The sequence below is a fragment of the Acinetobacter sp. yr461 genome (assembly GCF_900110445.1).
Lineage (GTDB): Bacteria > Pseudomonadota > Gammaproteobacteria > Pseudomonadales > Moraxellaceae > Acinetobacter > Acinetobacter calcoaceticus.
Genome location: NZ_FODU01000027.1, coordinates 1 through 25,631 on the forward strand (window position 1 = coordinate 1; position 25,631 = coordinate 25,631).

23 protein-coding genes, 3 tRNA genes, 1 other RNA gene and 1 pseudogene are annotated in these 25,631 nt (G+C 38.8%); 12 read left to right on the plus strand and 16 right to left on the minus strand.

Annotated features, from left to right (window positions below):
- The 5 genes from BMW38_RS18735 to BMW38_RS18755 form a co-directional block, all read right to left on the minus strand.
- Positions 1 to 107, minus strand: a 107-nt coding sequence (locus tag BMW38_RS18735; protein WP_017396788.1) for a GTP-binding protein, incomplete at its 3' end; no start/stop codon positions are given.
- A 93-nt stretch (positions 108 to 200) separates the two neighbouring features.
- Positions 201 to 2,339 (minus strand): elongation factor G, encoded by a 2,139-nt coding sequence (gene fusA / locus BMW38_RS18740; protein WP_004641624.1) that lies wholly within the window; start codon positions 2,337 to 2,339, stop codon positions 201 to 203.
- 177 nt (positions 2,340 to 2,516) lie between these two features.
- Positions 2,517 to 2,987 carry a 30S ribosomal protein S7 gene (gene rpsG, locus BMW38_RS18745; protein WP_004638185.1) on the minus strand — a complete coding sequence of 157 codons (471 nt, stop codon included), beginning with the start codon at positions 2,985 to 2,987 and terminating at the stop codon, positions 2,517 to 2,519.
- A gap of 160 nt (positions 2,988 to 3,147) precedes the next feature.
- A complete protein-coding gene (rpsL, locus tag BMW38_RS18750) occupies positions 3,148 to 3,522 on the minus strand; it encodes a 30S ribosomal protein S12 (protein WP_002050319.1) in 375 nt (124 codons plus the stop codon).
- A 199-nt stretch (positions 3,523 to 3,721) separates the two neighbouring features.
- Positions 3,722 to 5,041 carry an EcsC family protein gene (locus tag BMW38_RS18755; protein ID WP_213031200.1) on the minus strand — a complete coding sequence of 440 codons (1,320 nt, stop codon included), beginning with the start codon at positions 5,039 to 5,041 and terminating at the stop codon, positions 3,722 to 3,724.
- Between the two features lie 299 nt (positions 5,042 to 5,340).
- Between BMW38_RS18755 and BMW38_RS18760 the strand changes: the two genes are divergently transcribed.
- The 5 genes from BMW38_RS18760 to BMW38_RS18780 all read left to right on the plus strand — a co-directional run bounded on the left by BMW38_RS18760 (position 5,341) and on the right by BMW38_RS18780 (position 10,817).
- A complete protein-coding gene (locus tag BMW38_RS18760; protein WP_092710963.1) occupies positions 5,341 to 6,570 on the plus strand; it encodes a beta-ketoacyl synthase N-terminal-like domain-containing protein in 1,230 nt (409 codons plus the stop codon).
- Positions 6,571 to 6,588: 18 nt separating this feature from the next.
- The gene (hemJ, locus tag BMW38_RS18765; protein ID WP_005048623.1) at positions 6,589 to 7,041 is read left to right on the plus strand and encodes a protoporphyrinogen oxidase HemJ; all 453 of its coding nucleotides are present in this window, start codon (positions 6,589 to 6,591) and stop codon (positions 7,039 to 7,041) included.
- Between the two features lie 183 nt (positions 7,042 to 7,224).
- On the plus strand, positions 7,225 to 7,785 hold the full coding sequence (locus BMW38_RS18770) for a hypothetical protein (protein ID WP_092710966.1): 561 nt from the start codon (positions 7,225 to 7,227) through the stop codon (positions 7,783 to 7,785).
- A 385-nt stretch (positions 7,786 to 8,170) separates the two neighbouring features.
- The gene (locus tag BMW38_RS18775) at positions 8,171 to 9,796 is read left to right on the plus strand and encodes an NAD+ synthase (RefSeq protein WP_092710969.1); all 1,626 of its coding nucleotides are present in this window, start codon (positions 8,171 to 8,173) and stop codon (positions 9,794 to 9,796) included.
- Positions 9,789 to 10,817, plus strand: a complete 1,029-nt coding sequence (locus BMW38_RS18780; protein ID WP_092710972.1) for a hypothetical protein — start codon at positions 9,789 to 9,791, stop codon at positions 10,815 to 10,817. Before BMW38_RS18775 ends, BMW38_RS18780 begins: the two co-directional genes overlap by 8 nt.
- Before the next feature lie 43 nt (positions 10,818 to 10,860).
- Here BMW38_RS18780 and BMW38_RS18785 read toward each other — a convergent pair.
- From BMW38_RS18785 to coaD, 6 genes and pseudogenes are all read right to left on the minus strand, one after another.
- Positions 10,861 to 10,937, minus strand: a tRNA-Met gene (locus BMW38_RS18785).
- Positions 10,938 to 11,136: 199 nt separating this feature from the next.
- Positions 11,137 to 11,748: pseudogene (locus BMW38_RS19690) on the minus strand (iron-sulfur cluster-binding domain-containing protein); the annotation flags it as partial.
- Between the two features lie 125 nt (positions 11,749 to 11,873).
- Positions 11,874 to 11,950: transfer RNA gene (locus BMW38_RS18800), tRNA-Met, on the minus strand.
- A gap of 63 nt (positions 11,951 to 12,013) precedes the next feature.
- Positions 12,014 to 12,369, minus strand: an RNA gene (gene rnpB / locus BMW38_RS18805) — RNase P RNA component class A.
- Between the two features lie 27 nt (positions 12,370 to 12,396).
- Entirely contained in the window at positions 12,397 to 12,660 is a 264-nt protein-coding gene (locus BMW38_RS18810; protein WP_092710978.1) for a YfhL family 4Fe-4S dicluster ferredoxin, read from the minus strand.
- A gap of 1 nt (position 12,661) precedes the next feature.
- Positions 12,662 to 13,153: a pantetheine-phosphate adenylyltransferase gene (gene coaD, locus BMW38_RS18815; protein ID WP_004641605.1), complete on the minus strand. Its 492-nt coding sequence runs from the start codon at positions 13,151 to 13,153 to the stop codon at positions 12,662 to 12,664.
- A 134-nt stretch (positions 13,154 to 13,287) separates the two neighbouring features.
- Between coaD and smpB the strand changes: the two genes are divergently transcribed.
- Positions 13,288 to 13,764 (plus strand): SsrA-binding protein SmpB, encoded by a 477-nt coding sequence (smpB, locus tag BMW38_RS18820; protein WP_003653310.1) that lies wholly within the window; start codon positions 13,288 to 13,290, stop codon positions 13,762 to 13,764.
- A gap of 51 nt (positions 13,765 to 13,815) precedes the next feature.
- On the opposite strand, the gene BMW38_RS18825 is transcribed toward smpB, so the two are convergent.
- The 4 genes from BMW38_RS18825 to rluD all read right to left on the minus strand — a co-directional run bounded on the left by BMW38_RS18825 (position 13,816) and on the right by rluD (position 17,785).
- Positions 13,816 to 15,087 carry a hypothetical protein gene (locus BMW38_RS18825; RefSeq protein WP_092710981.1) on the minus strand — a complete coding sequence of 424 codons (1,272 nt, stop codon included), beginning with the start codon at positions 15,085 to 15,087 and terminating at the stop codon, positions 13,816 to 13,818.
- Between the two features lie 153 nt (positions 15,088 to 15,240).
- Positions 15,241 to 15,792 (minus strand): flavodoxin family protein, encoded by a 552-nt coding sequence (locus BMW38_RS18830; RefSeq protein WP_017392275.1) that lies wholly within the window; start codon positions 15,790 to 15,792, stop codon positions 15,241 to 15,243.
- A 192-nt stretch (positions 15,793 to 15,984) separates the two neighbouring features.
- On the minus strand, positions 15,985 to 16,722 hold the full coding sequence (pgeF, locus tag BMW38_RS18835) for a peptidoglycan editing factor PgeF (RefSeq protein WP_092710984.1): 738 nt from the start codon (positions 16,720 to 16,722) through the stop codon (positions 15,985 to 15,987).
- 10 nt (positions 16,723 to 16,732) lie between these two features.
- On the minus strand, positions 16,733 to 17,785 hold the full coding sequence (rluD, locus tag BMW38_RS18840; protein ID WP_005042691.1) for a 23S rRNA pseudouridine(1911/1915/1917) synthase RluD: 1,053 nt from the start codon (positions 17,783 to 17,785) through the stop codon (positions 16,733 to 16,735).
- A gap of 71 nt (positions 17,786 to 17,856) precedes the next feature.
- On the opposite strand from rluD, the gene BMW38_RS18845 reads away from it, so the two are divergent.
- Both BMW38_RS18845 and BMW38_RS18850 read left to right on the plus strand, forming a co-directional pair.
- The gene (locus BMW38_RS18845; protein WP_092710987.1) at positions 17,857 to 19,020 is read left to right on the plus strand and encodes an outer membrane protein assembly factor BamD; all 1,164 of its coding nucleotides are present in this window, start codon (positions 17,857 to 17,859) and stop codon (positions 19,018 to 19,020) included.
- A gap of 156 nt (positions 19,021 to 19,176) precedes the next feature.
- A complete protein-coding gene (locus BMW38_RS18850; protein WP_092710990.1) occupies positions 19,177 to 21,045 on the plus strand; it encodes a DNA primase in 1,869 nt (622 codons plus the stop codon).
- Here the strand turns inward: BMW38_RS18850 and hemA are convergent.
- Positions 21,042 to 22,325 carry a glutamyl-tRNA reductase gene (hemA, locus tag BMW38_RS18855; RefSeq protein ID WP_092710994.1) on the minus strand — a complete coding sequence of 428 codons (1,284 nt, stop codon included), beginning with the start codon at positions 22,323 to 22,325 and terminating at the stop codon, positions 21,042 to 21,044. The genes BMW38_RS18850 and hemA overlap by 4 nt on opposite strands.
- An 88-nt stretch (positions 22,326 to 22,413) precedes the next feature.
- On the opposite strand from hemA, the gene BMW38_RS18860 reads away from it, so the two are divergent.
- From BMW38_RS18860 to BMW38_RS18875, 4 genes are all read left to right on the plus strand, one after another.
- Positions 22,414 to 24,123, plus strand: coding sequence for a tetratricopeptide repeat protein (locus BMW38_RS18860; protein ID WP_213031201.1), 1,710 nt, complete (start codon positions 22,414 to 22,416; stop codon positions 24,121 to 24,123).
- 4 nt (positions 24,124 to 24,127) lie between these two features.
- Complete coding sequence (lolB, locus tag BMW38_RS18865; RefSeq protein WP_003653326.1) at positions 24,128 to 24,706, plus strand: lipoprotein insertase outer membrane protein LolB; 579 nt, start codon at positions 24,128 to 24,130, stop codon at positions 24,704 to 24,706.
- Between the two features lie 18 nt (positions 24,707 to 24,724).
- Complete coding sequence (gene ispE, locus BMW38_RS18870) at positions 24,725 to 25,558, plus strand: 4-(cytidine 5'-diphospho)-2-C-methyl-D-erythritol kinase (RefSeq protein WP_092711000.1); 834 nt, start codon at positions 24,725 to 24,727, stop codon at positions 25,556 to 25,558.
- A tRNA-Gln gene (locus BMW38_RS18875) sits at positions 25,557 to 25,631 on the plus strand. The genes ispE and BMW38_RS18875 overlap by 2 nt, the downstream gene beginning before the upstream one ends.

Below are 25,631 nucleotides of genomic sequence, written 5' to 3' on the forward strand. Positions count from 1 at the left end.
CAAATAGTTGCAATCGCAGCAGTTAAAGTTGTTTTACCATGGTCAACGTGACCGATTGTGCCCACGTTTACGTGTGGCTTATTACGTTCAAACTTGGCTTTAGCCATGATGATCTTCCTTTATAAACTGCTCATGCAGGGTCACTGCACGAGCGCTTGGTTTTAACTAAGAATTAGTTTGGGCTTATAGTAATCGAAAGATTACTCGTCGTCACCTTTTTTACCGCCAGTCTGGAACTTAGCGATGATGCCTTCAGCCACGTTACGTGGAGTTTCAGCGTATTTAGCGAATTCCATAGAATAAGTCGCACGACCTTGAGACATAGAACGCATTTGAGTCGCGTAACCAAACATCTCAGCCAATGGAACTTCTGCTTTAATTGCTTTTGTTCCACCAGGAAGATCATCCATACCTTGAACCATACCACGACGACGGTTTAAGTCACCCATGATATCGCCCATGTAGTCTTCTGGAGTTTCTACTTCAACTTTCATGATTGGTTCAAGAAGGATAGGATCAGCTTTCATGAAACCGTCACGGAAAGCGTACGAACCAGCCATTTTGAACGACAATTCATCAGAGTCGACATCATGGTAAGAACCATCGAATAATGTCGCTTTGATACCCACAACAGGGTAACCAGCTAATACACCATTCTTCATACGTTCTTGAATACCTTTGTCAACCGCACCAAAGAATTCTTTAGGTACAGTACCGCCGACAACTTCTTCAGCGAATTGGTATTCTTTACCAGCTTCTTCAACATCCATAGGCTCTAAACGAACATATACATGACCGAATTTACCTTTACCACCTGTTTGACGAACGAACTTACCTTCTTGCTCAACAGTCTTTTTGATTGTTTCGCGGTAAGCAACCATTGGTTTACCAATGTTCGCTTCAACACCGAATTCACGCTTCATACGGTCAACGATGATGTCAAGGTGAAGCTCACCCATACCAGCAATAATTGTTTGACCAGATTCTTCGTCTGTACGAACGCGGAACGATGGATCTTCTTTAGCCAAACGACCTAAAGCAATTGACATTTTTTCTTGGTCAGCTTTAGTTTTTGGTTCAACAGCCAATGAAATTACTGGCTCTGGGAATTCCATACGCTCAAGTGTAATGATGTTTTTCTCATCACATAATGTATCACCAGTAGTAACGTCTTTAAGACCTACACACGCTGCGATATCACCTGCACGGATTTCATCAAGATCTTGACGTTCGTTCGCATGCATTTGCACGATACGACCGATACGTTCACGCTTAGATTTAACTGGGTTATAAACCGGATCACCTTGTTTAAGAACACCAGAATAAACACGTACGAATGTTAAGTTACCTACGAATTTGTCGTTCATGATTTTGAACGCTAACGCAGAGAACGGAGCTTCGTCAGATGCTTCACGAGACGCTTTAGTTTCGTCTTTGTCGTCAAGGATACCTTCGATCGCTTTAACTTCTGTAGGTGATGGTAAGAATTCAATTACAGCATCCAACATACGTTGAACACCTTTGTTTTTGAACGCAGAACCACAAAGCATTACTTGAATTTCAGAAGCTAATGTACGAGCACGTAAACCTGCAATGATCTCTTCTTTAGAAAGATCACCTTCTTCAAGGTACTTGTCCATTAATTCTTCAGAAGCTTCAGCCGCAGCTTCAACCATTTTGGTACGCCATTCGTTAGACGTATCAACAAGGTCAGCTGGAATTTCAGCATATTCAAACTTCATACCTTGAGATGCTTCATCCCAGATAATCGCTTTCATTTCGATAAGGTCAACAACACCTGCAAACGTATCTTCTGCACCAATTGGCACAACGATAGGTACAGGATTACCACCTAAACGAGTTTTAACTTGCTCAACAGCACGGAAGAAGTTTGCACCAGTACGGTCCATCTTGTTCACGAATGCTAAACGAGGCACTTTATATTTGTTTGCTTGACGCCATACAGTTTCAGACTGAGGTTGTACGCCACCAACTGCACAGTAAACCATGCACGCACCGTCAAGAACACGCATAGAACGTTCAACTTCGATTGTGAAGTCTACGTGTCCCGGGGTGTCAATTACGTTGATACGGTGTTGTTCGAATTGGTTACCCATACCAGACCAGAAACAAGTTGTCGCAGCCGAGGTAATTGTAATACCGCGCTCTTGCTCTTGTTCCATCCAGTCCATTGTTGCTGCACCATCGTGTACTTCACCAATTTTGTGAGATACACCTGTGTAGAACAAAATACGTTCTGTTGTAGTTGTTTTACCTGCGTCAATGTGCGCAGAAATACCGATGTTGCGGTAATTACTAATTGGGGTTTGGCGAGCCATGATGTCTACATTCCTAAATGTTATATTTAAAACAGGACGCATCAATTAAATTGATGCGTACAAATATCCAAGCAGGCAACTTAAATACCCGCAAAGCTCCCACTTTGATAAAGAGCAATGTTGAATCGAGCTGCTGTACGCATGAATATTCTCCTGATTAGGGACTGTTTTATCCGCTTAGAAACGGTAGTGAGAGAAGGCTTTGTTGGCTTCAGCCATACGATGCACGTCTTCACGTTTTTTGATTGCTGCACCTTTACCTTCAGCTGCATCAAGCAACTCACCAGCAAGACGTAAAGCCATCGTTTTTTCAGAACGCTTAGCAGCAGCATCTACTAACCAACGCATTGCTAAGGCAGTACGACGGGATGGGCGTACTTCCATAGGTACTTGATAAGTAGCACCACCAACACGGCGTGCTTTTACTTCAACCATAGGACGAACTTTTTCAAGAGTAGTCTCGAAAAATTCAACTGGGTCTACTTTGTTTTTTTCTTGAACACGTTCTAAAGCACCGTAAACGATACCTTCAGCAACAGATTTTTTACCATCTTGCATTACGTGGTTCATGAATTTAGCGATTGTTTGGCTGCTAAATTTTGGATCTGGAAGGATCTCACGAGCAGCGACTACGCGACGTCTTGGCATTTTAATACACCTAATAATATGACACTTCAGGATAATCCAGCAGTTTGTACAAGTGTCATGTACACGACGCTGGCCTTACTATACGTCGCTTGAATTACAAATCTATGAAGAATTCAAACAAGCGAAACGCTAAAGGGCTTATTGGACTAGTTTCCTAGAATTACTTCTTAGGACGCTTAGTACCGTATTTAGAACGTGATTGATTACGATCTTTAACACCAGCACAGTCTAATGAACCACGAACGGTATGGTAACGTACACCTGGTAAGTCTTTAACACGACCACCTCGGATAAGAACAACACTGTGCTCTTGTAGGTTATGACCTTCACCACCGATGTAGCTAGATACTTCAAAACCTGAAGTTAAGCGAACACGGCAAACCTTACGCATAGCTGAGTTAGGTTTTTTAGGTGTAGTTGTATAAACACGTGTACAAACACCACGACGTTGTGGACAAGCCTTCAACGCAGGAACTTTGGATTTTTCAACCAAAGTCGTACGACCCTTACGGATCAACTGATTCGTTGTTGCCATATGGCAATTCTCCCGTTATTAAAAAACCTTAAAAAGAAATACCTCTTTTTAAGGGCACATAATTGTAAGCTAAGATGCAAAAATGGTCAACACGGCAATACTTACCAAATGTTGACCATATCAATCTTTGACAGGATAACTTACAAATTTAAATAGAGTTCAGATTTTATTTTTAAACCTCTTATTTGTAAGCGTATTGTTAAGAGTATTTTTTATCATCTAGCCCTTCCTCATCTTCCTCAGGAGTTAAAGCTGGTTTTTGCTCAGTATGCTCATGTTCCTCTACATGTTTATCGGCAAGTTGCTCAATACCCTGATGAACATTTTCCTGAATTTTCTCTTCGCTCTTTTTACTTTCTGTCGGCTTTAAGACAATAGATACTTTTGAAATTACATCATGATTTTCTACTTTATGATGATGCTCAGCGTGAATATTGCCATCTTCACCAACATTTAAAAGACGTGGACTGGCTTTCTGAATGAGTGTAACCGCAGCATAATAAGCCTGTAGCGGAGATAAATGCTCACTTGGATGTTCATTTAAATAATGTCTTGCGGCTCCAAAGATAGCTTGTGCTTTATGACCAACATCTTCTTGTAGTTTCCAGCTATATACTGCGCTTAAAACAGCACCAGCAACTGGGGTAACTTTACCAAAGGCAGAGAGTTTAGGAATACGATTTAACCAACCCCATTTAAACTCTCCATCTTCATCGACTAACCAGTTCTTTAAAGTATCAAAATCAGTAGTTGAACCTAACACTTGCTGAAATTGATGAATATCTTGCGTTTCCAACATATTTCGTAATGTTTTTAAAGCTAACAATAAAGTTTGCTTTTCAGCAATCAGACTGATATCAACTTCTTTAAAGATAAACTCGACAACATCTTGGTCAGTAACTTCTTGAAGGTCAAAACCATGTGATCTTCCTGTCTGATAAATCGTTCTCAAGACCAACACGAGTGAAACAGGAACATCTACAGCAGCGCCAACCACACCGGACACGCCTGTGATTGCCCCTTGTATTGTCGCAATTAATTTATTTTGTTCAATGAGCGCCTGACTTAAACGTTGAGAACGGCCCGTATCCTTAGTTAGTTCAAATAAATCTTTAGCACCAGCTTCTTCCAAGATTTTTTCAGTTAAGGTGCTTTTTGAACTAAAGTCATTCAGCCAATCAAATAAATAGCCTGAAACTTTTTGATCCCAATCTGGGGAAAGAAATGTAGCCACACCATTTACTTTTGTAAAATGCCGCCCAAAGACCTGACGAGTTACTTTCGGTAATTGCTCTCGAAGCATTTGTTGAGGACTTTCATATTGCTCAACTTCAAATGGGCTTTTTGTTCTCGATTTACCTTCAACCGTTTTACCAGTTGGAATTGGTTCAATTACCTTACTTACATCACCTGATTGGTTCTGTTGCAAGATACTCAATCCTGTAGAACTGAGCTTTTTAGCCACTCCGAAGACCTGAGAAAACAAATTGTCAGATTGATTATTATTGAATTTTGTCATCAAGTACCTCGATTTTTTAATTTATCTAATTAGACACAAATACTAGGTGGAATGTGGATTTATCTCAACTTGTATGTGTGTATTTTAGTTAACCCTAAATGCAACATACCATGTATTTAGTTATTTTTTTAAATGTAAAATTGTCATAAAGATTTGCCATAAGAAATAAAAATCCTTTCTGCTATCATGTTAACAACGAAAAAACATGAGTCTTGTTTTCTTATAGCTATATTCTCCTATTCATTTTCATAGCTGTTGATCACGATAGACTCTTAATATCACCATAAAGGGACCTGTAGATGAAACGTGTTGTAATCACTGGTATGGGTATTAACTCATGTATCGGTAACTCTTTAGAAGCAGTTACTCATTCACTTCAAAACGGAATCTCCGGGACACGTTTTAACTCAACTTATGCTGAACTCAATTTTAAAAGTCATGTGAGCGCTGCTGCGGAACAAGATTTTGATCATATTGACCGTAAGTTAAAACGCTTTATGGGCGTATGTGCAATGTACGCTTACAATGCTGCTGTAGCTGCTGTTGAACATGCAGGACTTACTGCTGAGCAAATCGGTGGTAATCCACGTTACGGTATCGCAGGCGGTTCAGGCGGTGGTTCAACTGCATCTGTTGTTGAAATGACAGAGCTTTTAGAGACTAAAGGTGCACGTAAAGTAGGACCTTTCTTCGTACCACGCAACATGTCAAACACGATTACTGCAAACGTAGGTGTTGCATTTAAACTACAAGGTATTGCTCATACTATTACGAGTGCTTGTGCAACTTCTGCTGACGCAATTGGTTATGCGTACAACCTTATTCAACTTGGCAAACAAGATCTTATGCTTGCTGGTGGTGGTGAAGAAGATCATTGGTCTCAAAGTTTATTATTTGATGCAATGGGTGCGCTTTGCTCGAAATATAATGAAACTCCAGAAACAGCATCTCGTCCATATTCAGCAGACCGCGACGGTTTCGTTATTGCTGGTGGTGGTGGTTTTGTTGTACTTGAATCACTTGAACACGCTCAAGCACGTGGTGCCAACATTTTAGCTGAAGTCGTTGGTTATGCTGCAAACAGCGATGGTGCAGACATGGTTGCTCCAAGCGGTGAAGGCGCTACACGTTGTGTATTAATGGCACTTGAAGAAGCTAAACAACATGGCGTAGACAAAATTGACTATGTAAATACACATGGTACATCTACTCCAGCTGGTGACATTACAGAACTTAAAGCAATGGAACGTGCATTTGGCGAAGGCAATGTACCTCCTCTTAGCTCAACCAAATCTATGACTGGTCATAGCTTGGGTGCAGCTGGTGTACAAGAAGCTATTTACTCTGTTCTAATGATGCAAAATGACTTTATTGCACCAAACATCAATGTGACTGAACTTGATGAAGGCGCAAAACCTTTTGATATCGTACTTGAAAAACGTGATGCAAAATTGAATACTGTAATGAGTAACAGTTTTGGCTTTGGCGGTGTTAACGCTTGCCTTATTTTCAAGAAGTGGGATGCATAATCCCACGTAGGATTATCGATGGATGCACCTTCTGATGCTTTTTTGTGGGTAAAAGCATTACATATTATTGCTGTGGTTTGTTGGTTCGCTGCTTTGTTCTACTTACCACGTTTATATGTTTACCATGCCATGAGTGAAGATGCTGCCAGTCATCAACGCTTTGAAGTAATGGAACGTAAGTTGTATCGCGGAATTATGTGGCCTTCTATGATTGCCACATTAATTACCGCCCATTTTCTTGTCGAATGGGGCGATGCAACTCGACATTACCATCAGGCAACATGGTTTTATCTTAAAGTTGCTTTAGTCGCTTTATTAGTCATCTACCATTTAGTATGTGGCTACTATCGTAAAAAACTTATCGGAAATGCACACTATAAATCACATAGGTTCTGGCGTTTCTTTAATGAAATGCCAACTTTAATCTTATTTGCTGTAGTGATTTTAGTTGTCGTAAAGCCTCAGTTTTAACTGGGGCTTTTGCTTTTCCGAGCAATTTCTTTAATTTAGACAATAAAAACTCGCAGAGTTATCCCTATATTTAACTTTTTTCAATCAAAGGCATAAAATCAATGCTCTCTTCAAGTTATACCCAATGAGTAACTCTGACCCTTTATTTACTAATGAGTTATCTATACTATCCTAAAGAAATAGATGAACTCATTTAATGGCAAAGCTATGCTAACTTTTAATGCCCTTAAACGCTCAACCCAACAACAATTTATACTTCTTACACTTTTTATTTTTCGTCACTTAAAAAACTATCCCATCAGATATCTGACTGCTCAAGAAAAAGTATTAGCACAACTCATTTTCGGTGACATGCTCAATTGTGAACAACCTAAAATTATTGCTACTCGTTATTTACCTTGGCAATCTCGCGGTATTTTTATGGCGCCAAACGGAAATATTTATGTCAATCCTTCCGATTACAGTGAAAATTACGCTCTAGAATCTAAATTTATGCAGGGTATTTTTATTCACGAACTCACTCATGTCATGCAATATCAAAAAGGTATTCATGTACTACTTAAAGGTGCATTGCTGCAATCGGCCTATTATCTTAGCTTTAAAAATTACAATCCCTATAAATACACCTACTCTCCTCACAAGGAGTTTAGCTCTTATAACATTGAGCAACAAGGCGAAATTGCCCGTGACATCTGCTCTGGAAAAATCCCAAATATTATCTGTTCACCTCAGCTTCATTTGTAACTAAATAATCAGTCTTTCTCTGAACGTAACCTTTTTTTCTTAATGTAAATGAGAATTCTTATAAATCAGAAATACTTACCTAAGCTAGAAAATCACACCTATTTAATTCAAATTATTGAAAAAAATATAACGCGCTTATTCCAAATTGGCTTGTGATAAGGCAGTATACAAACAATAAAAATAATGAAGCCTGTTTCTATTCTATACAGAAAATCTCGTTATTTTTACGCAGAAAATATGTGATTGGTATATATTATTGATCTTGACATTTTTGTTTACTATTTTAATTGTTTACTATCGTATCATACACATCGTTGAAAAATTATATCTATAAAAATCAACACTGTGTGTATCTATATTCGTTATGATCTAGGATTAGGTTTGAATGAAAAGTTTTAAAGTTGCCCTTGCTCAGTTTTCTCCGCATATTGGCAATATTGACTCAAACACCAAAAAGATGATTGAGCAAGTGAATCAGGCGAAAAAACAAGACGCTGACCTGATTATTTTTCCCGAGCTTTCTGTTATTGGTTATCCAGCTGAAGACTTACTGTTACGTCCAAATTTAAATAAACGTATGCAAAAGGCTTTTGCTCAACTTGCCGAAGTTAAAGATATTGTCATGGTTTTCGGATTTGTGAACCAGACAGAAGATGGTCAACGTTATAATTCTGCTGCTGTCATGAAAGACGGTCAAGTTTTGGGTGTTTTTAACAAACACAATTTACCAAACTATGGCGTCTTTGATGAAAAACGTTATTTCCAAGAAGGTCATCAACATTTGGTGTTTGAATATCTTGGACATAAGTTTGGCGTATTGATCTGTGAAGATATCTGGTCAATTAATACCGTAAAACAGTTAAGCCAATTGAATGTTGATACTGTTCTTGTACTTAATGCATCACCATATGAAGTCGGTAAACCACAACACCGTACACAAACCTTAAGTGAACTTGCAAAACAACTTCACCTGAACATTGTTTATGTTAACCAAGTGGGTGGACAAGACGATTTAATTTTTGATGGCACAAGTTTTGTCAGTAACAAAAATGGTGAAATTGCTTTACAAGCACCGAGCTTTAAAGAAGACCTTTATATTGCTGAATTTGACCATAAAAATAAATCATTTAAAGCCACTGAATCTGCTCCTGCATTAGAAACTTTTGCAGAGATCTATCAAGGCTTAGTCATGGCTACACGTGATTACGTCGAGCGTTCTGGTTTTCCCGGTGTAATTTTAGGTTTATCTGGCGGTATCGACTCTGCCCTTACATTAGCGATTGCTGTTGATGCAATCGGTGCAGAAAAAGTACAAGCCGTAATGATGCCTTATACCTACACTTCTCAAATTAGTGTTGAAGATGCAGCAGAACAAGCTCGTCGTATGGGTGTGACTTTCGGTATTGCTGAAATACATTCAGTTGTAAATAGCTTTATGCAAACCTTGTATCCTTTCTTTGGCAACTCACCAGCAGATGCAACCGAAGAGAATTTACAAGCGCGCGCACGCGGCACATTACTCATGGGTTTATCAAATAAATTTGGTAATTTAGTACTCGCTACTGGCAACAAGTCTGAGCTTTCAGTTGGCTACTGTACACTTTATGGTGATATGGTTGGTGGTTTTGCTGTTCTAAAAGATGTTTATAAAACGATTGTATTTGAATTGGCAAAATACCGTAATAGCTTAAGTGAAACTCCAGTTATTCCTGAGCGTGTAATTACTCGTCCACCTTCAGCAGAACTTCGCCCAGACCAAAAAGACCAAGACTCTTTACCCGCATATGATGTATTGGATGCCATCCTTTACGCATACATTGAAGAAGATTTAAGTCAGGCTGATATTATTGCCAAAGGTTTTGATAAAGAAGTAGTTGAAAAAGTCATCCGTTTAGTTGATCGTAATGAATACAAACGTCGTCAAGGCGCTATCGGTCCGAGAATTACCTCTCGTGCATTTAGCCGCGAACGACGTTATCCGATTGTCAACGGTTGGACAGCGAATGACTGAGCAAAAAAACTCATCAAAAACCACAACACTTGCTCAAGCACTTTTGCTTGAGCAGGTGGAATTTTTCAAAAAACAATTATCTATAGAAAACTCACCTATTTATTTCCGGCAGTTCATTCAACTTTTTATGCAGCATGCCGATGAAATCAAACTTCATGAAGTGGTTGATTTAGAACAATTACAAGCTGTTGTGAAACGCTATGCTTTTGAAATGCAGCTAGGTGCTGGTTTACTTGAGTTTATTGGGGAAATTGCCCAGCGTATTTACTTAACTGCCCTAAAATCTCCAATACAGCTACAAGATCTGGTGTCCGATCATCAATTTGAAATGTGGCTCTCCAAATTTTTGGAAATGGAGCATATTCCTCATTATCTCAACCAGTTTTTAAGAACTAGCCCCGCTGTTCAACAACTTTGCCAATATATTGCGACCTCAACCTTAGAACAGAAAATACCAAAATTTCTAAATGCATCTAGAGTAGATGACTATCATTTTGAATGGCAACATAAACTCAAAAAATTCTCTTTTTTACAACAACAACGTCTTGAGCATAAACTTGAAACTTGGATTGCCAGCTTTATTCATGAGCAACTCACAGAGTTAAGTCTTTTGTCGACTGAAGATTTAGAAAGTCTGATACGACATGTGTGGGAAGATCTTAGACATAAAAAAATGTATGAGTTTATGAAACAGTTAACTCCTCTTGATGTTGAAGAGTTCTTTGTTTTAATTTACGAATATTGGAAAGAATTACGCCAGTCACAATTTATGCAAGATCTTATTTTGTATGGCGTAGAAGTTTTTTATGAATTTTACAAAGACGAGAGTTTATTTGAAGTATTAAGTGAGATTGGTTTAACCGAAACCGATTTACAAACTGAAGCTTTACGTTTTTACCCTAAAGTCATGAATGTCTTTAATGAGCACGGTATTTTAGAGCCGTTACTTCAAGCGATTTTAGCTCCTTTTTATCAAAGCCCAAAAACACTCGATATGATTGAAAAACATTTTAATGAGTAAAAAAAAGACAAAAAGAAACCATGCATGAGCATGGTTTTTAAAATGGTGGCTATGACGAGACTTGAACTTGTGACCCCCGCATTATGAGTGCGGTGCTCTAACCAACTGAGCTACATAGCCGTAAACTGTGTGCGCATTATCTATAGTTCTACAGAACAGGTCAAGAGTTCAAAATCATTAAATTCCATCAAATGAACAAATAAGATTCAGATCACCTTTGTTTGTTCATTTTTTAGCAAATTTATGTTTTAAATAATTGATCGACCACAGAAATGTATTAAAAATCTAATACCAGTTTTTTATCTTTTTCCCGCGAAACTCAAGTCATCATAATACTCAGCTGTGAAGTCTTTCCTATATCACTAAGGTATTGATCAAAATGTTCTCTGCTTTACCTTCCAAAATAACAGTTTCACATGTATCGCATACCCCTTCACAACATAGACATTCAACATCAATATTTAATGTTTTGATCACTTATAAAATTGACTAGTTACTTTTGACTTCATTTCTTGATTAGACTTGCCAAGTACGTCTGTAAAAGCCTCTCCATCTTCAGGAACTGTTGAAGCAAATTGTTCCCAATGAATGTATTCATCAAGGTAACAATGCTTATTACAACAATTAATCACAACATCAATTATTAGTTTCAGTCCACATACATAGACATGTAGTTCTTTAGATTGTAATGAAATTAATTCGCCTAAGTTAAGCACACAACTTTCTACTTCAACATAGCTGAACACATACGCTGTATGTTCTGTTTTAGCTCATTCTAACAAAGCTGCATGTTCAAGCGCACCGTAAGCTTAATGTATTCGCACTCTGCCCCACCTACTACGAGCTCATCTATTTGAGATACGAATGGTAATAACCAATACGATCTGAAATTAAGATATTTATTGCCTTAAGCTAACGGGAATAATTTTTTAAATATAAATAAGCTAATGAAAAAATCAAAAAACATCTCATCATTATAAAACCGGTATTTACAAACTGTGTTTAATCAAAAAAACAAGCATAAAAAAAGACCACGCAGGAGCGTGGTCTATAAAATGGTGGCTATGACGAGACTTGAACTTGTGACCCCCGCATTATGAGTGCGGTGCTCTAACCAACTGAGCTACATAGCCTTAAACTGTGCGCGCATTATCTTAGTTTCTTTAATGCACGTCAAGAAAAATTTTAAATAAATTAGGTGAAGTGAGCCTATAAGCCGGGTTCTGTCGAGGATGGTCATTCCTCTAGGCGTACAATCACTCATACGCTCAAGCGACCTACCCGAATCCAGTACGGGCCGTACCTCAGGATTCCTATTTGGTCTTGCTTCTGGTGGGGTTTACCATGCCGTGAACTGTTACCAGACACGCGGTGCGCTCTTACCGCACCCTTTCACCCTTACCTCACGAATGAGGCGGTCTACTCTCTGCTGCACTTTCCGTCGGCTTTCACCGCCCAGGCGTTACCTGGCACCCTGCCCTATGAAGCCCGGACTTTCCTCCCCTGCTTCAGTCACGAAGACCTCCACAGCAGCGACCATCCAGCTCACTTCAGGGGCGCATATTAACAAATTTATTTACTAATTGCTCGTGCTTTTTTGAGCAATTAATTTTTTATATTTGTCGAATAGCTGTTCTTCCGTTTCCTCATGCTCTGGATCTTTAGGAATACAATCTACAGGACAAAACAATTGGCATTGCGGTTGGTCATGATGACCAACGCATTCAGTGCACAAATCTGGATGAATTTCATAAATCAATTCACCCATGAAAATTGCTTCATTCGGGCAAACTGGTTCACAAACATCACAGTTTATGCATTCATCGGTGATATATAACGACACGTTACCAACCTTGTTGATGTTTACGTTCAAAGGCCTCAACCACAGCTTGCGGAACAAACTTGGTTACATCCCCTTTTAAACGAGCAATTTCCCGAATCAATGTCGAAGAAATAAAAGAGTACTGCTCAGATGGTGTTAAAAACACCGCTTCAAAATGTGGGTCAAGTTGACGGTTCATATTGGCAAGTTGAAATTCATATTCAAAATCAGAAACCGCCCTTAAACCACGAAGTACTGCGGTTGCCTTTTGTTCTTTGAAAAAATTAACCAGTAAACCATCGAAGCCTACAAATTCAACATTTGATAGATGGCTTAAAGATGATTGTGCCAGTTCAACTCTTTCTTCTAGACTGAACAAGGGGTTCTTATGATGTCCAATTGCAATTGCTACTACAACCTCATCAAACATTCTTGATGCTCTAGTAACTAAATCAACGTGTCCATTCGTGATGGGGTCAAATGTTCCAGGATAAATTACACGCGTTTTAGACATCCGCTAGTACTCTAATTGTATTGTGAACCTATTTTAGCAAAAGTTATACATGAGGCGAAATATTCATGTGCAGGAAAAACTTCACCTTAGCATCAGTTTACGGCACAATAGGCATAATTGTGGAAGTTTGAATTATGGCGAAAGCAACAGTAGTAAAGAAACATAATGGCGGAACAATCGCACAAAACAAACGTGCCCGTCATGATTATTTTATCGAAGAAAAATTTGAAGCAGGCATGTCACTTCAAGGTTGGGAAGTAAAATCCTTACGTGCTGGACGCATGACTTTGACGGAAAGTTATGTCATTTTCAAGAATAGCGAAGCATTTTTACTTGGTTCACAAATTCAGCCTTTATTATCGGCTTCGACCCATGTGGTACCGGAAGCAACACGTACCCGTAAGTTATTGCTCTCCCGACGTCAGCTTGAACACCTGATGGGTGCAGTTAACCAGAAAGGTTATTCATGCGTTCCTTTGGCGTGTTACTGGAAAGGTCATTTAGTCAAACTAGAAATTGCGCTTGTGAAGGGTAAACAACTTCATGACAAACGTGCAACTGAAAAAGACCGTGACTGGCAACGTGATAAAGCTCGTATATTTCATAAGTAATAAAAAAACCTTTAAAGTTAACTTTAAAGGTTTTTTTATGTCACTTTGAATTTAGCAGAATTTTAAATTACCGTAACAGTTTGGTGCAAAAGATTGATTTTTAAGTTGTAAATCTTTCAATGGGAAATTCACAATCGTATTGGGTAATTTAACCTCACCAACTGCTAAGTCTTCACCAAACAAACAATTTAAAAGATTACATCTCACTGGGTTTGCGGTTAAATAGCCACTAATTGGACCTACCACCTGCTTTAAAACGTCATTAGTTATTTCAATTTGTTTACTTGGCGTCACGTTGCCAATATCAATTTCATCATCAAAAGCCATCCACCAGCCACGTTCCGCTGCTGCATCTGCACCTGGCCAAAATATTTGTTGGCCTTGCAAAGAAAGTGAGAAAGGATTGTTTAATTCAATTTTATGAATAAATCCAAGGTTTTGATCAACAGTCAATGCAGCTCTTAATCCAGTAATGCTACCTGTTACATTTTTTTGTAAATTTAATAGGCCAAGTGCAGCATTAATAGAAGCTTTCAGATCTCCAGAGAAGTTAAGCTGATCGATATTTGCTACCCCGTTCAGCATGACATTATTCATTCGTGAACCAGAAATCACTTGCCCGTTGATCACAATAGGTGCAGTGGTCTGTTGTAATTGCAAATTATAATCAGACGAGTTAAATCCTAAAGGAATACAAATTCCGATACATGCATTAACAGTCCCATCAATGGTCTTGCCTGTATCTTGATAAGACATATTACGAGCAGCGGTATAAGCTAAACCAGTGGTATCTTTAATTTTCATGTAACCACTTAAGCTATTAATTCCATTTGTTTTTTCTGAATTTTCAAGCCCCATAGTCAGCAGTCCTATAACCTTTTCAGCACTTAAACGAAAACCTTTAATTTCTCTTAAGGCCGCGCTGTCTGGATTTTTAATTGCAAATTCAATAAAGGGATTACTAAAAACAGCAGAAGAAGAAGCTCGCCCATCACTGGTATCACTTAAGCCACTTAAACTTAAGTTATCAATATCAATATCACACCCACCTAAACCGTTTACTCCCCCACATCCTAATTGCAACTTATTAACATTGGCATTTAATTCAAGATTTGCCTCTAAACCCAATTTATAAAAGCCAATATTTTGCTGGTTCATTGAAGCATCAGCTTGTTTTGGGTCGGTATAGGTAAATGAAAATAATGCCTGAGCTTCAACTTTAGAAAGTTCTGAATCACTGAGTGGAACAAGATTTGCAGATTCTAAATTGGCGTAGCTTAAGGTAGCCCAACTTAGACAAAGAGCTGTTAAAAAAATTTTCATGATTATTCCATTTTTTTATTTATTAAGTTTTGGACATCATTGTCCAAATAAACCATTTGGTAAAAAATAATCAAAAAAGAACAAAAAAAATACAACGTTTTTGTAATTAGATTAAAAATTAAATATTTATTTATATAAAATCAAATGCTTATTTTAACTTATACGATAAAGTAATCCAGCAATATATTCACCAAACCACTTAGCTGTATCTAAGTCACCTTGTGGAGGAGTGATCTCAACAGGAGCATTGTCTGACTGGGTCATTAAGCCTAAACAACTCGATAATCGGTTTAAATCTTTTTCACTATGCCCTGTGGTCATTAAAGGCAAACCTGACCACAACATGCCATGTTGCATGGCAAAAATATTTAATTGTTGTAATACCGCTAGTTTATCGCCACTCAATCCGCCCGAATTTGCAAAGCCAGCCGCAAGCTTACCTTGCCATAAGCGCTCTTTCCAACGCTTAGAAGTACTGTCCATAAACTTTTTAAAGTCGGCAGTCATACTTCCCATATAGGTAGGAGATCCGAAAATAATGCCTTGTGATGCATCAAGCGCATCCCAATCAATATGTTCAATATTCATTAGATGTACTTTCACCCCCATCACCTCTGCACCAGCAGCAATAGCGAAAGCTACCTTGGCGGTATGACCATATGGACTGTGGTAGACAATAGAGAGATGTTTTTCAGGCAAAGACATAAGATTAAAATTTTGAGCGATTTTTTCTATTTTATCATTTTATTAGCGCTTGCTACACCTACATCTATAAATATGAAATACAAGCGTTTCAATACGGTTCACAATCGTAATATTTTCAAACTTAATAAAAACTCTCTTATTCTGTTTAATTACGACAAAATAAGAGAGTGAATTTACTTATGTTTATGAAGCTTATATAAAAACAAAGGTAGCCATACGTCCAGTCTTCGCATCACGGCGATAAGAAAAATAATCATCGCTCTGTTGATAAGAACATTGATCTCCACCTAAAACCTGTTTCACACCTAGACTCTGCAAAATAAAACGCGCAATTGCATATAAATCTGCATGAAATTTATTTGGAGCTGCCCCCTCAAAAAAAGCTGTTCCTAACTCTGGATATTTATCACAAAAAGCAGCCTTCACTTCGGCCCCAATTTCAAAACAAGGTTGACTAATCGCAGCTCCTAACCATGCCCAAGTTGGAGGGTTCTGCATAGCGGCAACTGTATTTTCAATAATGCCTCCAGCTAAACCGCGCCAACCTGCATGCAAGTTTGCGACTTCCGTACCTTCAGCATTTCCTAACACGACAGGTAAACAATCAGCGGTCATCATCATTAAAGCATGACCTTTGGTTTGAGTGACCAAACCATCACCAATTAAAGCCTTAAAAGGAATTTGTTCATTTACTGTATGGCAAATCGTACTATGTGTTTGAGTCATCCATGTCATTTTTTTAACACCGAACTGGGCAAACTCATCTAACAATATCATGCGATGTTGCTGAACACGTTGTGCCTTATCGTTGACATGTAAAGCCAGATTAAAACCAGACAACTCAAGTTGATCCGTTGGTAATGCCAAAGGATGTTGAACACGTGTCTGCCCTACACATACACCTTGAGGTAATCCTTGAACAAATTCCATATACGCGTCCTTAATATGCAGCGTTTTCTGAACGTAACACATTCACTAAATGTGTAAAATCTTCAGGCCACGGCGCTTCAAATAGCATTTCTTCACCAGTACGAGGATGTTTTAAGCCCAATTTAGCTGCATGTAACGCTTGGCGTTTAAAACCACGTAAAGTGTCAATGAGTAATTCAGACGCCCCTGCAGGTACACGTACACGGTTCATATAAATCTGATCGCCGATCAGTCCATAACCAATATAACTAAAATGCACACGAATCTGATGAGTTCGACCTGTTTCAAGACGAGCTTGTACGCGAGTAAAATCTCTAAAGCGTTCTTTTACATTGTAATGGGTCACAGCATCGCGCCCGCCCGGTAAAATCGCCATTTTCACACGGTCAACTGGATGACGTTTGATAGGTTCATCAATAGTACCGCCAGCAATAATATTTCCATAAACAACTAAGTCGTATACACGGTAAACCGATTTATTTGCCAACTGCTTACTTAAAGAAAATTGTGCCTCAAGGCTCTTAGCAACGACTAACAAACCGCTGGTATCTTTATCAATACGATGCACTAAACCAGCGCGAGAAAGTTCCGACAATTTTGGGAAATGGTAAAGCAAGGCATTCACTAAAGTTCCAGAGCTATTGCCCGCCCCTGGATGTACTACCATGCCGACTGGTTTATTGATGACTAAAATATCGTCATCTTCATAGACAATATTAAGTGGAATGTTTTCAGGTTGGCTCGTGGTCTGAGCTTCGAGCTCAACTTCGAGTGTAAGCAGTTCTGTCCCTTCACAACGGTGCTTTGGCTTGACAATGTTACCATTCACCAACAGATGGCCATCCTTCAACCATTGTTTAAGCTTTTCACGTGAAAACTCATTCCACACCAAGGCTGCTACCTGATCGATACGTTGTCCCAGATAGCTTTCATCTAGCTGAACTTGCAACGATAAACGTGTTGCAGTTGTATCAGAAGTATGGTTATCTGCATCCTCAGAATCTTCAAGTAAATTGAAGTCGGTTTCAGATAAGTTTGTGTTTGAAGATTGTGCTGAAGTCATTTGATCATTGAGATAAAAGTGGTTTAATAGCGCAATTGTAGCTCATTGCCCAACATAACAGAGGAGTTTTTATGTCGCTACCACGTTATAAAATTACGATGCTTGCCTTATCTTTAGGTTTAGCGTCTGCATTTGTGGGCTGTAGCAGCAATCCAAGTAAAAAAGAAGTGGTCGATAGTGGCCCACAATCTAGTGAACAAGCTTACTTCGAAAAGGCCCAAAAGTCGCTTGACCGTGGTCAATATCTTGATGCGACCAAGTCTTTAGAAGCAATCGATACTTATTATCCGACCGGACAATACGCACAACAAGCACAACTTGAACTTCTCTATTCGAAATTTAAGCAAAAAGATTATGAAGGCGCGATTGCCTTAGCGGAACGTTTTATTCGTTTAAATCCTCAGCATCCAAATGTGGATTATGCTTATTATGTTCGTGCTGTAGCGAACATGGAGCAAAACTACGACAGTTTGATGCGTTATACGTCTTTGCAACAATCTCATCGTGATGTGAGCTATTTAAAAGTTGCTTATCAAAATTTTGTTGATTTAATTCGTCGTTTCCCAAGTAGCCAATATTCTGTTGATGCCGCTCAGCGCATGAAATTTATTGGACAAGAACTTGCTGAAAATGAAATGACTGCTGCACGTTTTAATGTTAAACGTAAAGCTTGGATCGCTGCTGCAGAGCGTTCTCAATGGGTAATTGAACACTATCCACAAACTCCTCAAGTTCCAGAAGCATTAGCGACTTTGGCATATAGCTATAACCAATTAGGTGATAAAGCGACTTCACAACAATATATTGAAGTTTTAAAGCTTAATTACCCTAACTTGGTGAAAAAAGATGGTACGGTTAACATGCGCGCTGCCCGTAAAGAAGGCAACTGGATTAACCGTGCGACCTTAGGTATTTTTGGCCGTGAATCTACTGCCGCAACACCAGAAAGCACAAGTGAATCAGAAGCTCCAAAACGTGGCTTCCTTAATCGTGTTAGCTTCGGTTTAATTGGCAATTCAGATAAAGAAGAAACTGCTGAGCCAGAGCAAATACAAGTTGAAGCACCAAAATCAGAACGTAGTTGGACAAACCGTTTAAGCTTTGGTTTATTAGACAAACCTGAGCCACAAGCAGCAGAAAATACAACTGTTGCTCCTGCTGTTACCTCTACAGATACATCAGCTGATTCTCAATCAGATGATGCGAAACAAGGTGCAGATGACGCTGCTCAATAAGTTTAAGCTTTAAAAAACATCAACAAACAGGCAAGTGATATCACTTGCCTGTTTGTTTTTATAAAATATTAAAATATTTATTGGATAGATCTTGCCTCATCATGTCAGAATATTCTGACTCACTCTCTCATCAGTTTTAATACGGTTATCTGAATTATGGCAATTCCACAACATACGATTGATCAAATTTTAGATCGCACAGATATTGTCGATCTGATTGGTCAGCGTGTGAAACTGAAAAAGACGGGACGTACATATTCCGGCTGTTGCCCTTTTCATCAAGAAAAATCCCCATCGTTCCATGTCTATCGAGACAAGCAGTATTATCATTGCTTTGGGTGTCAGGCCAACGGTAACGCCATCCGTTTTCTGATGGACATTGATAACCGAAACTTTATAGATGTAATGAAAGAGTTATCGAGTAGCGCTGGAGTCGAACTACCCAAAGATAATACCGAAAACAAAAAACTATCTTATACCCGTCAGGTTACGAAGCCGCCAGTTGCTAAAGCAAGTACGGCGGAGCCCGTGGTTCCTCAACAACCAATAGATGAAAGCTACAATACGCTTGAACCAGTATTTTTTGACGACCCTTTTGCCCAATTTGAACAGCCTTTCAACTTTGAGGAACCAGTTCAAGAAGGTAATTTATATGACTTACTGGAAAATATTGCCCAATTCTATGAACACCAATTACCTAACAGTCAAAAGGCAAAAAACTACTTTAAACAACGTGGCTTAACTAATCAGACGATTCAATTTTGGCGCTTAGGCTATGCACCAGAAGATTGGCAACACCTAGAAAAAGCTTTTCCTTATGACATTGATGGTTTAAAGCAGCTTGGACTTATCCGTTCAAGCGATAATGGTCGTGATTTTGACTTATTACGTGACCGTGTGATTTTCCCGATTCGAGACCCGAAAGGCCGCGTCGTTGGTTTTGGTGGGCGTGCCTTAAATGATGAGATCAAGCCCAAATACATTAACTCGCCTGACTCAGAGGTCTTTCACAAGAATCAGCTACTTTACGGGCTTTATGAAGGTAGAAAACTCAAATCTAACGACTGGTTAATGGTTGAAGGCTACATGGATGTCATTGCACTTCAGCAATATGGCATTACAGGGGCTGTAGCGACTTTAGGCACTGCAAGTAATACCGAACACCTTAATATTTTATTTAAACAAAATAGCCGTATTACCATTGCTTTTGACGGTGATGCTGCTGGGCAAAAAGCAGCACGCAGAACCTTAGAAATTGCTTTACCACTTCTCAATGATGGACGCGAACTCAAATTTTTCGTACTACCGAATGACCACGACCCCGACTCTCTGATCCGTCGTGAAGGGCTTGAAAGTTTCCAAAAACTACTACAACAGTCCCCTCTTTTGTCTGATTTTGTCTTTGCCCATTTAACAGGTCAACATGACATTAGTACCCCTGAAGGCAAAAGCTTGGTCATGGGAGAACTCCGAGAACTGACTGAACTATTACCCAAACAGGGTTCGTTCCGTTATTTACTCAATCAATCTTTCCGTGAAAAACTCGGACTGGGTAAACGTTTTACGCCACAAATCAGCCATGATGCCTCGCTCTCATTTAACATTCATACTAAAGATGAAGACTTTGCAATTGCAATTTTGATGCACCACCCTTTTCTTTATATTCATTTTGAAGGGTTACGTGCCTATATTCATCAAGATGAATTATTAGCAAAAGTACTGGCAATTTTAAATCGTATTTTTGATGACTTACCGGATGATCAAGAGCTGGCAACTTATTATGTTTTAGGTGCTTGTAGCAGCTATTGCCATGAAATTGCCGATATTATGCAAAGAACCAATATTCAGGCATTAACGCAGGCACCAGAAGTGGCCGACAAGCTAGCCCAAGAATATGCTTTAGGCCTAAAAGAAAGATATTTACGTCAGAAACTTAAATCGCCGATTTCTCTAATTGAATCACGAAATTTAAGACAACAGCTTAATGAATTAACTAAACAAATTAGTTTAAGACTCTTGTCTTAATGTTTTGGCTTACGCTCATGATCAAACACATCCTGTAAATGCTGTTGTAACCATTCAAAATAATCAGGATTTTCTGCCTTGGCAGCTTCGCGTAGCAAGATAGATGTTGGATGCATAAGCTTTTGCGTCAAACGATGCGCGAATTGCTGCAATACCTGCTCAGCATTCTCACCATGTTGCAAAGCCTCTAAAGCATGCGTCAGCTCTTGTTGACTAACTTCTTCACTATGTTGGCGGTAAGCGTGAATTGTGCTGCCCGCCTCTTTAACTTTTTGATGAGTAATAAGCTGGGTAGCTAATTGATTCACCATCACTTCCGCTTCAACAGCTGCCTGACGTCGTTGAGCGAGGTTTTCCTCAATCACACTTTGTAAATCATCAACACCATACAAATATACGCCATCAAGTGCTTCAACTTTAGGATCTATATCACGGGGTACAGCTAAATCAACCATTAACATTTGTTGATAGCGACGTTTCTTTAATGCCGCCTTAACATCAGGATAAGCAATCACTTGATATAAACTACCAGTACAACTCGACACCACATCAGCACGATACAAGTTTTCAGCTAATGCTGAAAAATCAATAATTTCGACTTCAACCTGATGTGAAATCTCTTGAGCCAGTTGGTCAGCACGCTCACGGCTACGATTACAAATAATAATTTTGGCGACGCCCATTTCAGCTAAATGTTTAGCAACCAAGCTATTCATTTCACCCGCAGCAACAACCATCACAGTAAGTTTTTCGGGCTTACTAAAAACCTGTAAAGCTAATTGTGCAACTGCATACCCCATCGAAACGGCATGGCTGCCCACCGCAGTTTCGGAACGTACACGTTTAGCTGCATAAAAAGCATATTCAAAAACACTGTTTAATTCAGGAGAGACCGCTTGGGCTTCTTTAGACAATGCCAAAGCACTTTTAACCTGCCCTAAAATTTGCGGCTCACCGAGCATGAGAGAGTCTAAGCCGCTCGCTACTCGCATTAAATGTGTAATTGCCTGCGTGTTCTCGTAACGATAAACATGATGAATTAAATGCTTTACATCAATATTATTGGCATCGGCTAACCATTTCAGAAGGCTTTCGGCATTTTCGGCCATGGCATAAACTTCTGTACGGTTACACGTCGAAACGACTACCAAATCCTTTAAGCTTTGATCATGGTTTTGTTCGGCAAGCAAACGACTTAATCGCTCTGCATTGAAAGCGATTTGTTCGCGGAGTTCGACAGAAGCTGTTTGATGGTTGACACCCAATGCAAAGAAAGACATATCAGATCATCATTTCGCTAAATTTATGCTATTGTGCAACATCGGTGTCATAAAAAGCATTACTTTGGATCAATAAAAATTGCGTCAAATGAATAGCCGTATTAATTTTAACGGTGCTTCGATAAGACAGTATTCTACCACATTCTTATTGTTAGGTAGCATGTCCTCGCATGTCTATGCACGCCCTGTGCAAGAGACCTATGCCGTGCATTCATTTGATCAGGCATTAGAGCAAACTATGGTCGCTGAATTTGCTCTGGCTTATGATGACATTCCTAACGCTTTGCACAATTACACAGTACTCGCAATTAAAAGTAACTCTACTTCAATTAAACAGCGAGCTTTAGATGTTGCGCTTGAATATAATGATTTTCAAGCCGCTTTAAACATTGCTACACATTGGGTAGCTCAAGAACCCAAAGATGTACCTGCTTTATTCTATTTGTCACATATTGCTTTAAAAACACATGAATACCAGCTTGCCGCTGAAACATTAGATAAAATTTTAAAAATAGATCCTACTGCCGATTTAGAACAAATTTTAGCGAGTATTGCCCCAGAGAATGCTCAAGATCGAGAAGTATTATTAACAGCTTTACGTTCTAGCTCTGAAAAAGACAACCCTTCTATTTTAGCGCTCATCGCCAATTTGGAAGCCCAAAATGGTCAATTAGAATCCGCTCTAACCAACATTAACAAAGCACTACGCCGACGTCCTAAAGTGACGAGCTTTATTTTAATGAAAGCAAACCTACTTATTGCTCTTAGCGATCAAGAAGGTGCGCTTAAATGGTATGCAAAGTCTAGCCGTAAATATAAGAAAAATTTAGATATTCGTTTAGCCGAAATCCGTTATCTTATACAACTTAATGAATCTCAACTGGCTTTAGAAAAGCTTGAAAACGTTATAGAGGCTAATCCCAAAGCTGAAGAAGCATTGTTTATAGCAGGCTTAACCAGCATTGATTTAAAGCAATATGACAAAGCAGAACAATATCTTGTTGACCTACGAAACTCTGCAAAATACCAAAATGAAGCTTATTACTACTTAGCAATTAATGCAGAACGCAAACAACATTATGAATCAGCAAAAGCTTACTATCGCTTAGTTGATGGCAGTTTATACGTTGTTTCAAGACGTAATTTAATTGCGATTTATGATAAGCAGGATAATTTACACGATGCTTTACGGTTCCTCACTCAAGAACGCGTAAATTACCCTCAACATGCAAGTTTCTTATATCAAGCCCAAGCTGAAATTTTAAAGAAAATGGGCAACAAAAAAGCTGCCTTAAATTTATTAGATGAAGCGATAAAGAATTTACCGGATGATCCGGAACTCATTTATGCAGAAGTTTTATTACTTGATCCATATACCGACCGCGATAAACTCGATAAAACATTAAAGCAATTATTACAACTTGAGCCCAACAGCCCAACTTATCTAAATGCATATGCGTATACACTAGCCCTGCAAAACCGTAGGTTAAAAGAAGCACGTCAATATGCAGAGCAAGCCTTAGAATATGCGCCGGAACAGGCCTCAATTCTAGATACGCTTGGCTACATTGCATTTTTACAAAATGATTATGAAGGTGCAGCAGAAGCTTTAGGCAAAGCTTATGAACTCAGCCATAATGTAAATATTGGCGTTCGTTATGCTAAAGCATTGTATATGCAAGGATCATTAACTCAATTTAGCGCTGTGTTACAACAACTGAAACAAAAACATGCCAATGATCCACAATTACAACAGCTTGATGCGTTAATTTTACCTACATCTGCAAAAAAGAGTTAAACATATGAGCAAATTTGCCCAACTGTGCACAGCGATCTGTGGATCAAGTGTATTATTTCTAACCGGTTGCCAGCATTTTACTCAACCTAAACCCGCGGTTACCCAGCAAGTTCAAGATGAAAAACACTTTAATTTACAAGGTAAGATCGGGGTTCGCACGCCACAGCAAACTGGTAGTGCATTTTTCACGTGGGTTCAACAACAAGATAATTTTGATATTGAATTAAGCGGCATTTTAGGTGTAGGAAAAACCCAAATTCAGGGTAAACCCGGTGAGGTGAAGTTAAATAGTGCTAAAACAGGGTTAATTACTGCAGCCTCTCCAGAAGAACTTTTAGAGCGCGCAACTGGTTGGCAAGCACCAATTACTCATTTAACAAGTTGGATATTGGCTAAACCTGCAACTTTAAGTGCTCAAATCAGTAAAGATAATGAAAATCGTGTAAACCAGCTCATTGAAGACGGCTGGACAGTTAATTTCAGTTACGATGGTGAACAAACTTTGCCAAACAAATTGGTTTTAAAGCAAGCTCTTGCTGAAGATAAAGAAAACCGTATTACAATGGTCATCCAAAACCGCTAAGTCTAATTATATAAATCTATGATTCGAGTCCCTTCTCCAGCTAAGCTCAACCTGTTTTTGCATATTACAGGACGTCGTGAAAATGGTTATCATGAATTACAAACCATTTTCCAACTCATTGATTTATATGACTGGATGGTATTTACACCGACTTTAGATGAACAAATCGAAATTGATGGATTGAGTGAAGTTCGACCTGAAGAAAATCTGATTTATCGGGCTGCTCAGATACTAAGACCGCATGCAAAAAAATTCTGCGGTCTAAACATCAAAATTGAAAAAAATATTCCAATGGGTGCGGGTTTAGGCGGAGGTTCATCCAATGCTGCCACAACCCTGATTGTGTTAAATCAATTATGGGAATGTGGTCTAAATAAAGAACAACTTTCAGACTATGGCGTAAAGCTTGGTGCCGATGTTCCTATTTTTATTTATGGTAAAAATGCATGGGCTGAAGGTATTGGTGAACATTTATCATTCATAGACTTAGATCAAAAACAGTTCATTATTTTAAAACCTGATTGTTTTATCAGCACTCAATTGCTTTTTTCACAAAAAACATTGACAAGAGACTCTAAGACCACTAAATTTTGCGCCTATCAGTTAGAACCTTCTAATTTTGGAAATAACTTTGAGCCATTGGCCCGACAGTTATACCCTGAAGTAGAAGAAGCAATGCAATATTTAGATCAATTTGGTCAAGCAAAGCTTACAGGTACAGGTGCTTGTGTTTTTATTGAAGTAACGAATGAAATGAATATTGATGAAATTCTTAAACATTCACCATGTAAATCTTACTTGGTAAATAGTTTAAAAGAATCTCCTCTTAATCATTTTAAGGTTACACGTTAGGGGCGTCGCCAAGTGGTAAGGCACCGGGTTTTGATCTCGGCATCCGTTGGTTCGAATCCAGCCGCCCCTGCCA

Coding starts and splice junctions, on each gene's coding strand:
- fusA (WP_004641624.1), bottom strand. CDS start 2,339: ATGGCTCGCCAAACCCCAATTAGTAATTACCGCAACATCGGTATTTCT.
- rpsG (WP_004638185.1), bottom strand. CDS start 2,987: ATGCCAAGACGTCGCGTAGTCGCTGCTCGTGAGATCCTTCCAGATCCA.
- rpsL (WP_002050319.1), bottom strand. CDS start 3,522: ATGGCAACAACGAATCAGTTGATCCGTAAGGGTCGTACGACTTTGGTT.
- BMW38_RS18755 (WP_213031200.1), bottom strand. CDS start 5,041: ATGACAAAATTCAATAATAATCAATCTGACAATTTGTTTTCTCAGGTC.
- BMW38_RS18760 (WP_092710963.1), top strand. CDS start 5,341: ATGAAACGTGTTGTAATCACTGGTATGGGTATTAACTCATGTATCGGT.
- hemJ (WP_005048623.1), top strand. CDS start 6,589: ATGGATGCACCTTCTGATGCTTTTTTGTGGGTAAAAGCATTACATATT.
- BMW38_RS18770 (WP_092710966.1), top strand. CDS start 7,225: ATGAACTCATTTAATGGCAAAGCTATGCTAACTTTTAATGCCCTTAAA.
- BMW38_RS18775 (WP_092710969.1), top strand. CDS start 8,171: ATGAAAAGTTTTAAAGTTGCCCTTGCTCAGTTTTCTCCGCATATTGGC.
- BMW38_RS18780 (WP_092710972.1), top strand. CDS start 9,789: ATGACTGAGCAAAAAAACTCATCAAAAACCACAACACTTGCTCAAGCA.
- coaD (WP_004641605.1), bottom strand. CDS start 13,153: ATGTCTAAAACGCGTGTAATTTATCCTGGAACATTTGACCCCATCACG.
- smpB (WP_003653310.1), top strand. CDS start 13,288: ATGGCGAAAGCAACAGTAGTAAAGAAACATAATGGCGGAACAATCGCA.
- BMW38_RS18825 (WP_092710981.1), bottom strand. CDS start 15,087: ATGAAAATTTTTTTAACAGCTCTTTGTCTAAGTTGGGCTACCTTAAGC.
- BMW38_RS18830 (WP_017392275.1), bottom strand. CDS start 15,792: ATGTCTTTGCCTGAAAAACATCTCTCTATTGTCTACCACAGTCCATAT.
- pgeF (WP_092710984.1), bottom strand. CDS start 16,722: ATGGAATTTGTTCAAGGATTACCTCAAGGTGTATGTGTAGGGCAGACA.
- rluD (WP_005042691.1), bottom strand. CDS start 17,785: ATGACTTCAGCACAATCTTCAAACACAAACTTATCTGAAACCGACTTC.
- BMW38_RS18845 (WP_092710987.1), top strand. CDS start 17,857: ATGTCGCTACCACGTTATAAAATTACGATGCTTGCCTTATCTTTAGGT.
- BMW38_RS18850 (WP_092710990.1), top strand. CDS start 19,177: ATGGCAATTCCACAACATACGATTGATCAAATTTTAGATCGCACAGAT.
- hemA (WP_092710994.1), bottom strand. CDS start 22,325: ATGTCTTTCTTTGCATTGGGTGTCAACCATCAAACAGCTTCTGTCGAA.
- BMW38_RS18860 (WP_213031201.1), top strand. CDS start 22,414: ATGAATAGCCGTATTAATTTTAACGGTGCTTCGATAAGACAGTATTCT.
- lolB (WP_003653326.1), top strand. CDS start 24,128: ATGAGCAAATTTGCCCAACTGTGCACAGCGATCTGTGGATCAAGTGTA.
- ispE (WP_092711000.1), top strand. CDS start 24,725: ATGATTCGAGTCCCTTCTCCAGCTAAGCTCAACCTGTTTTTGCATATT.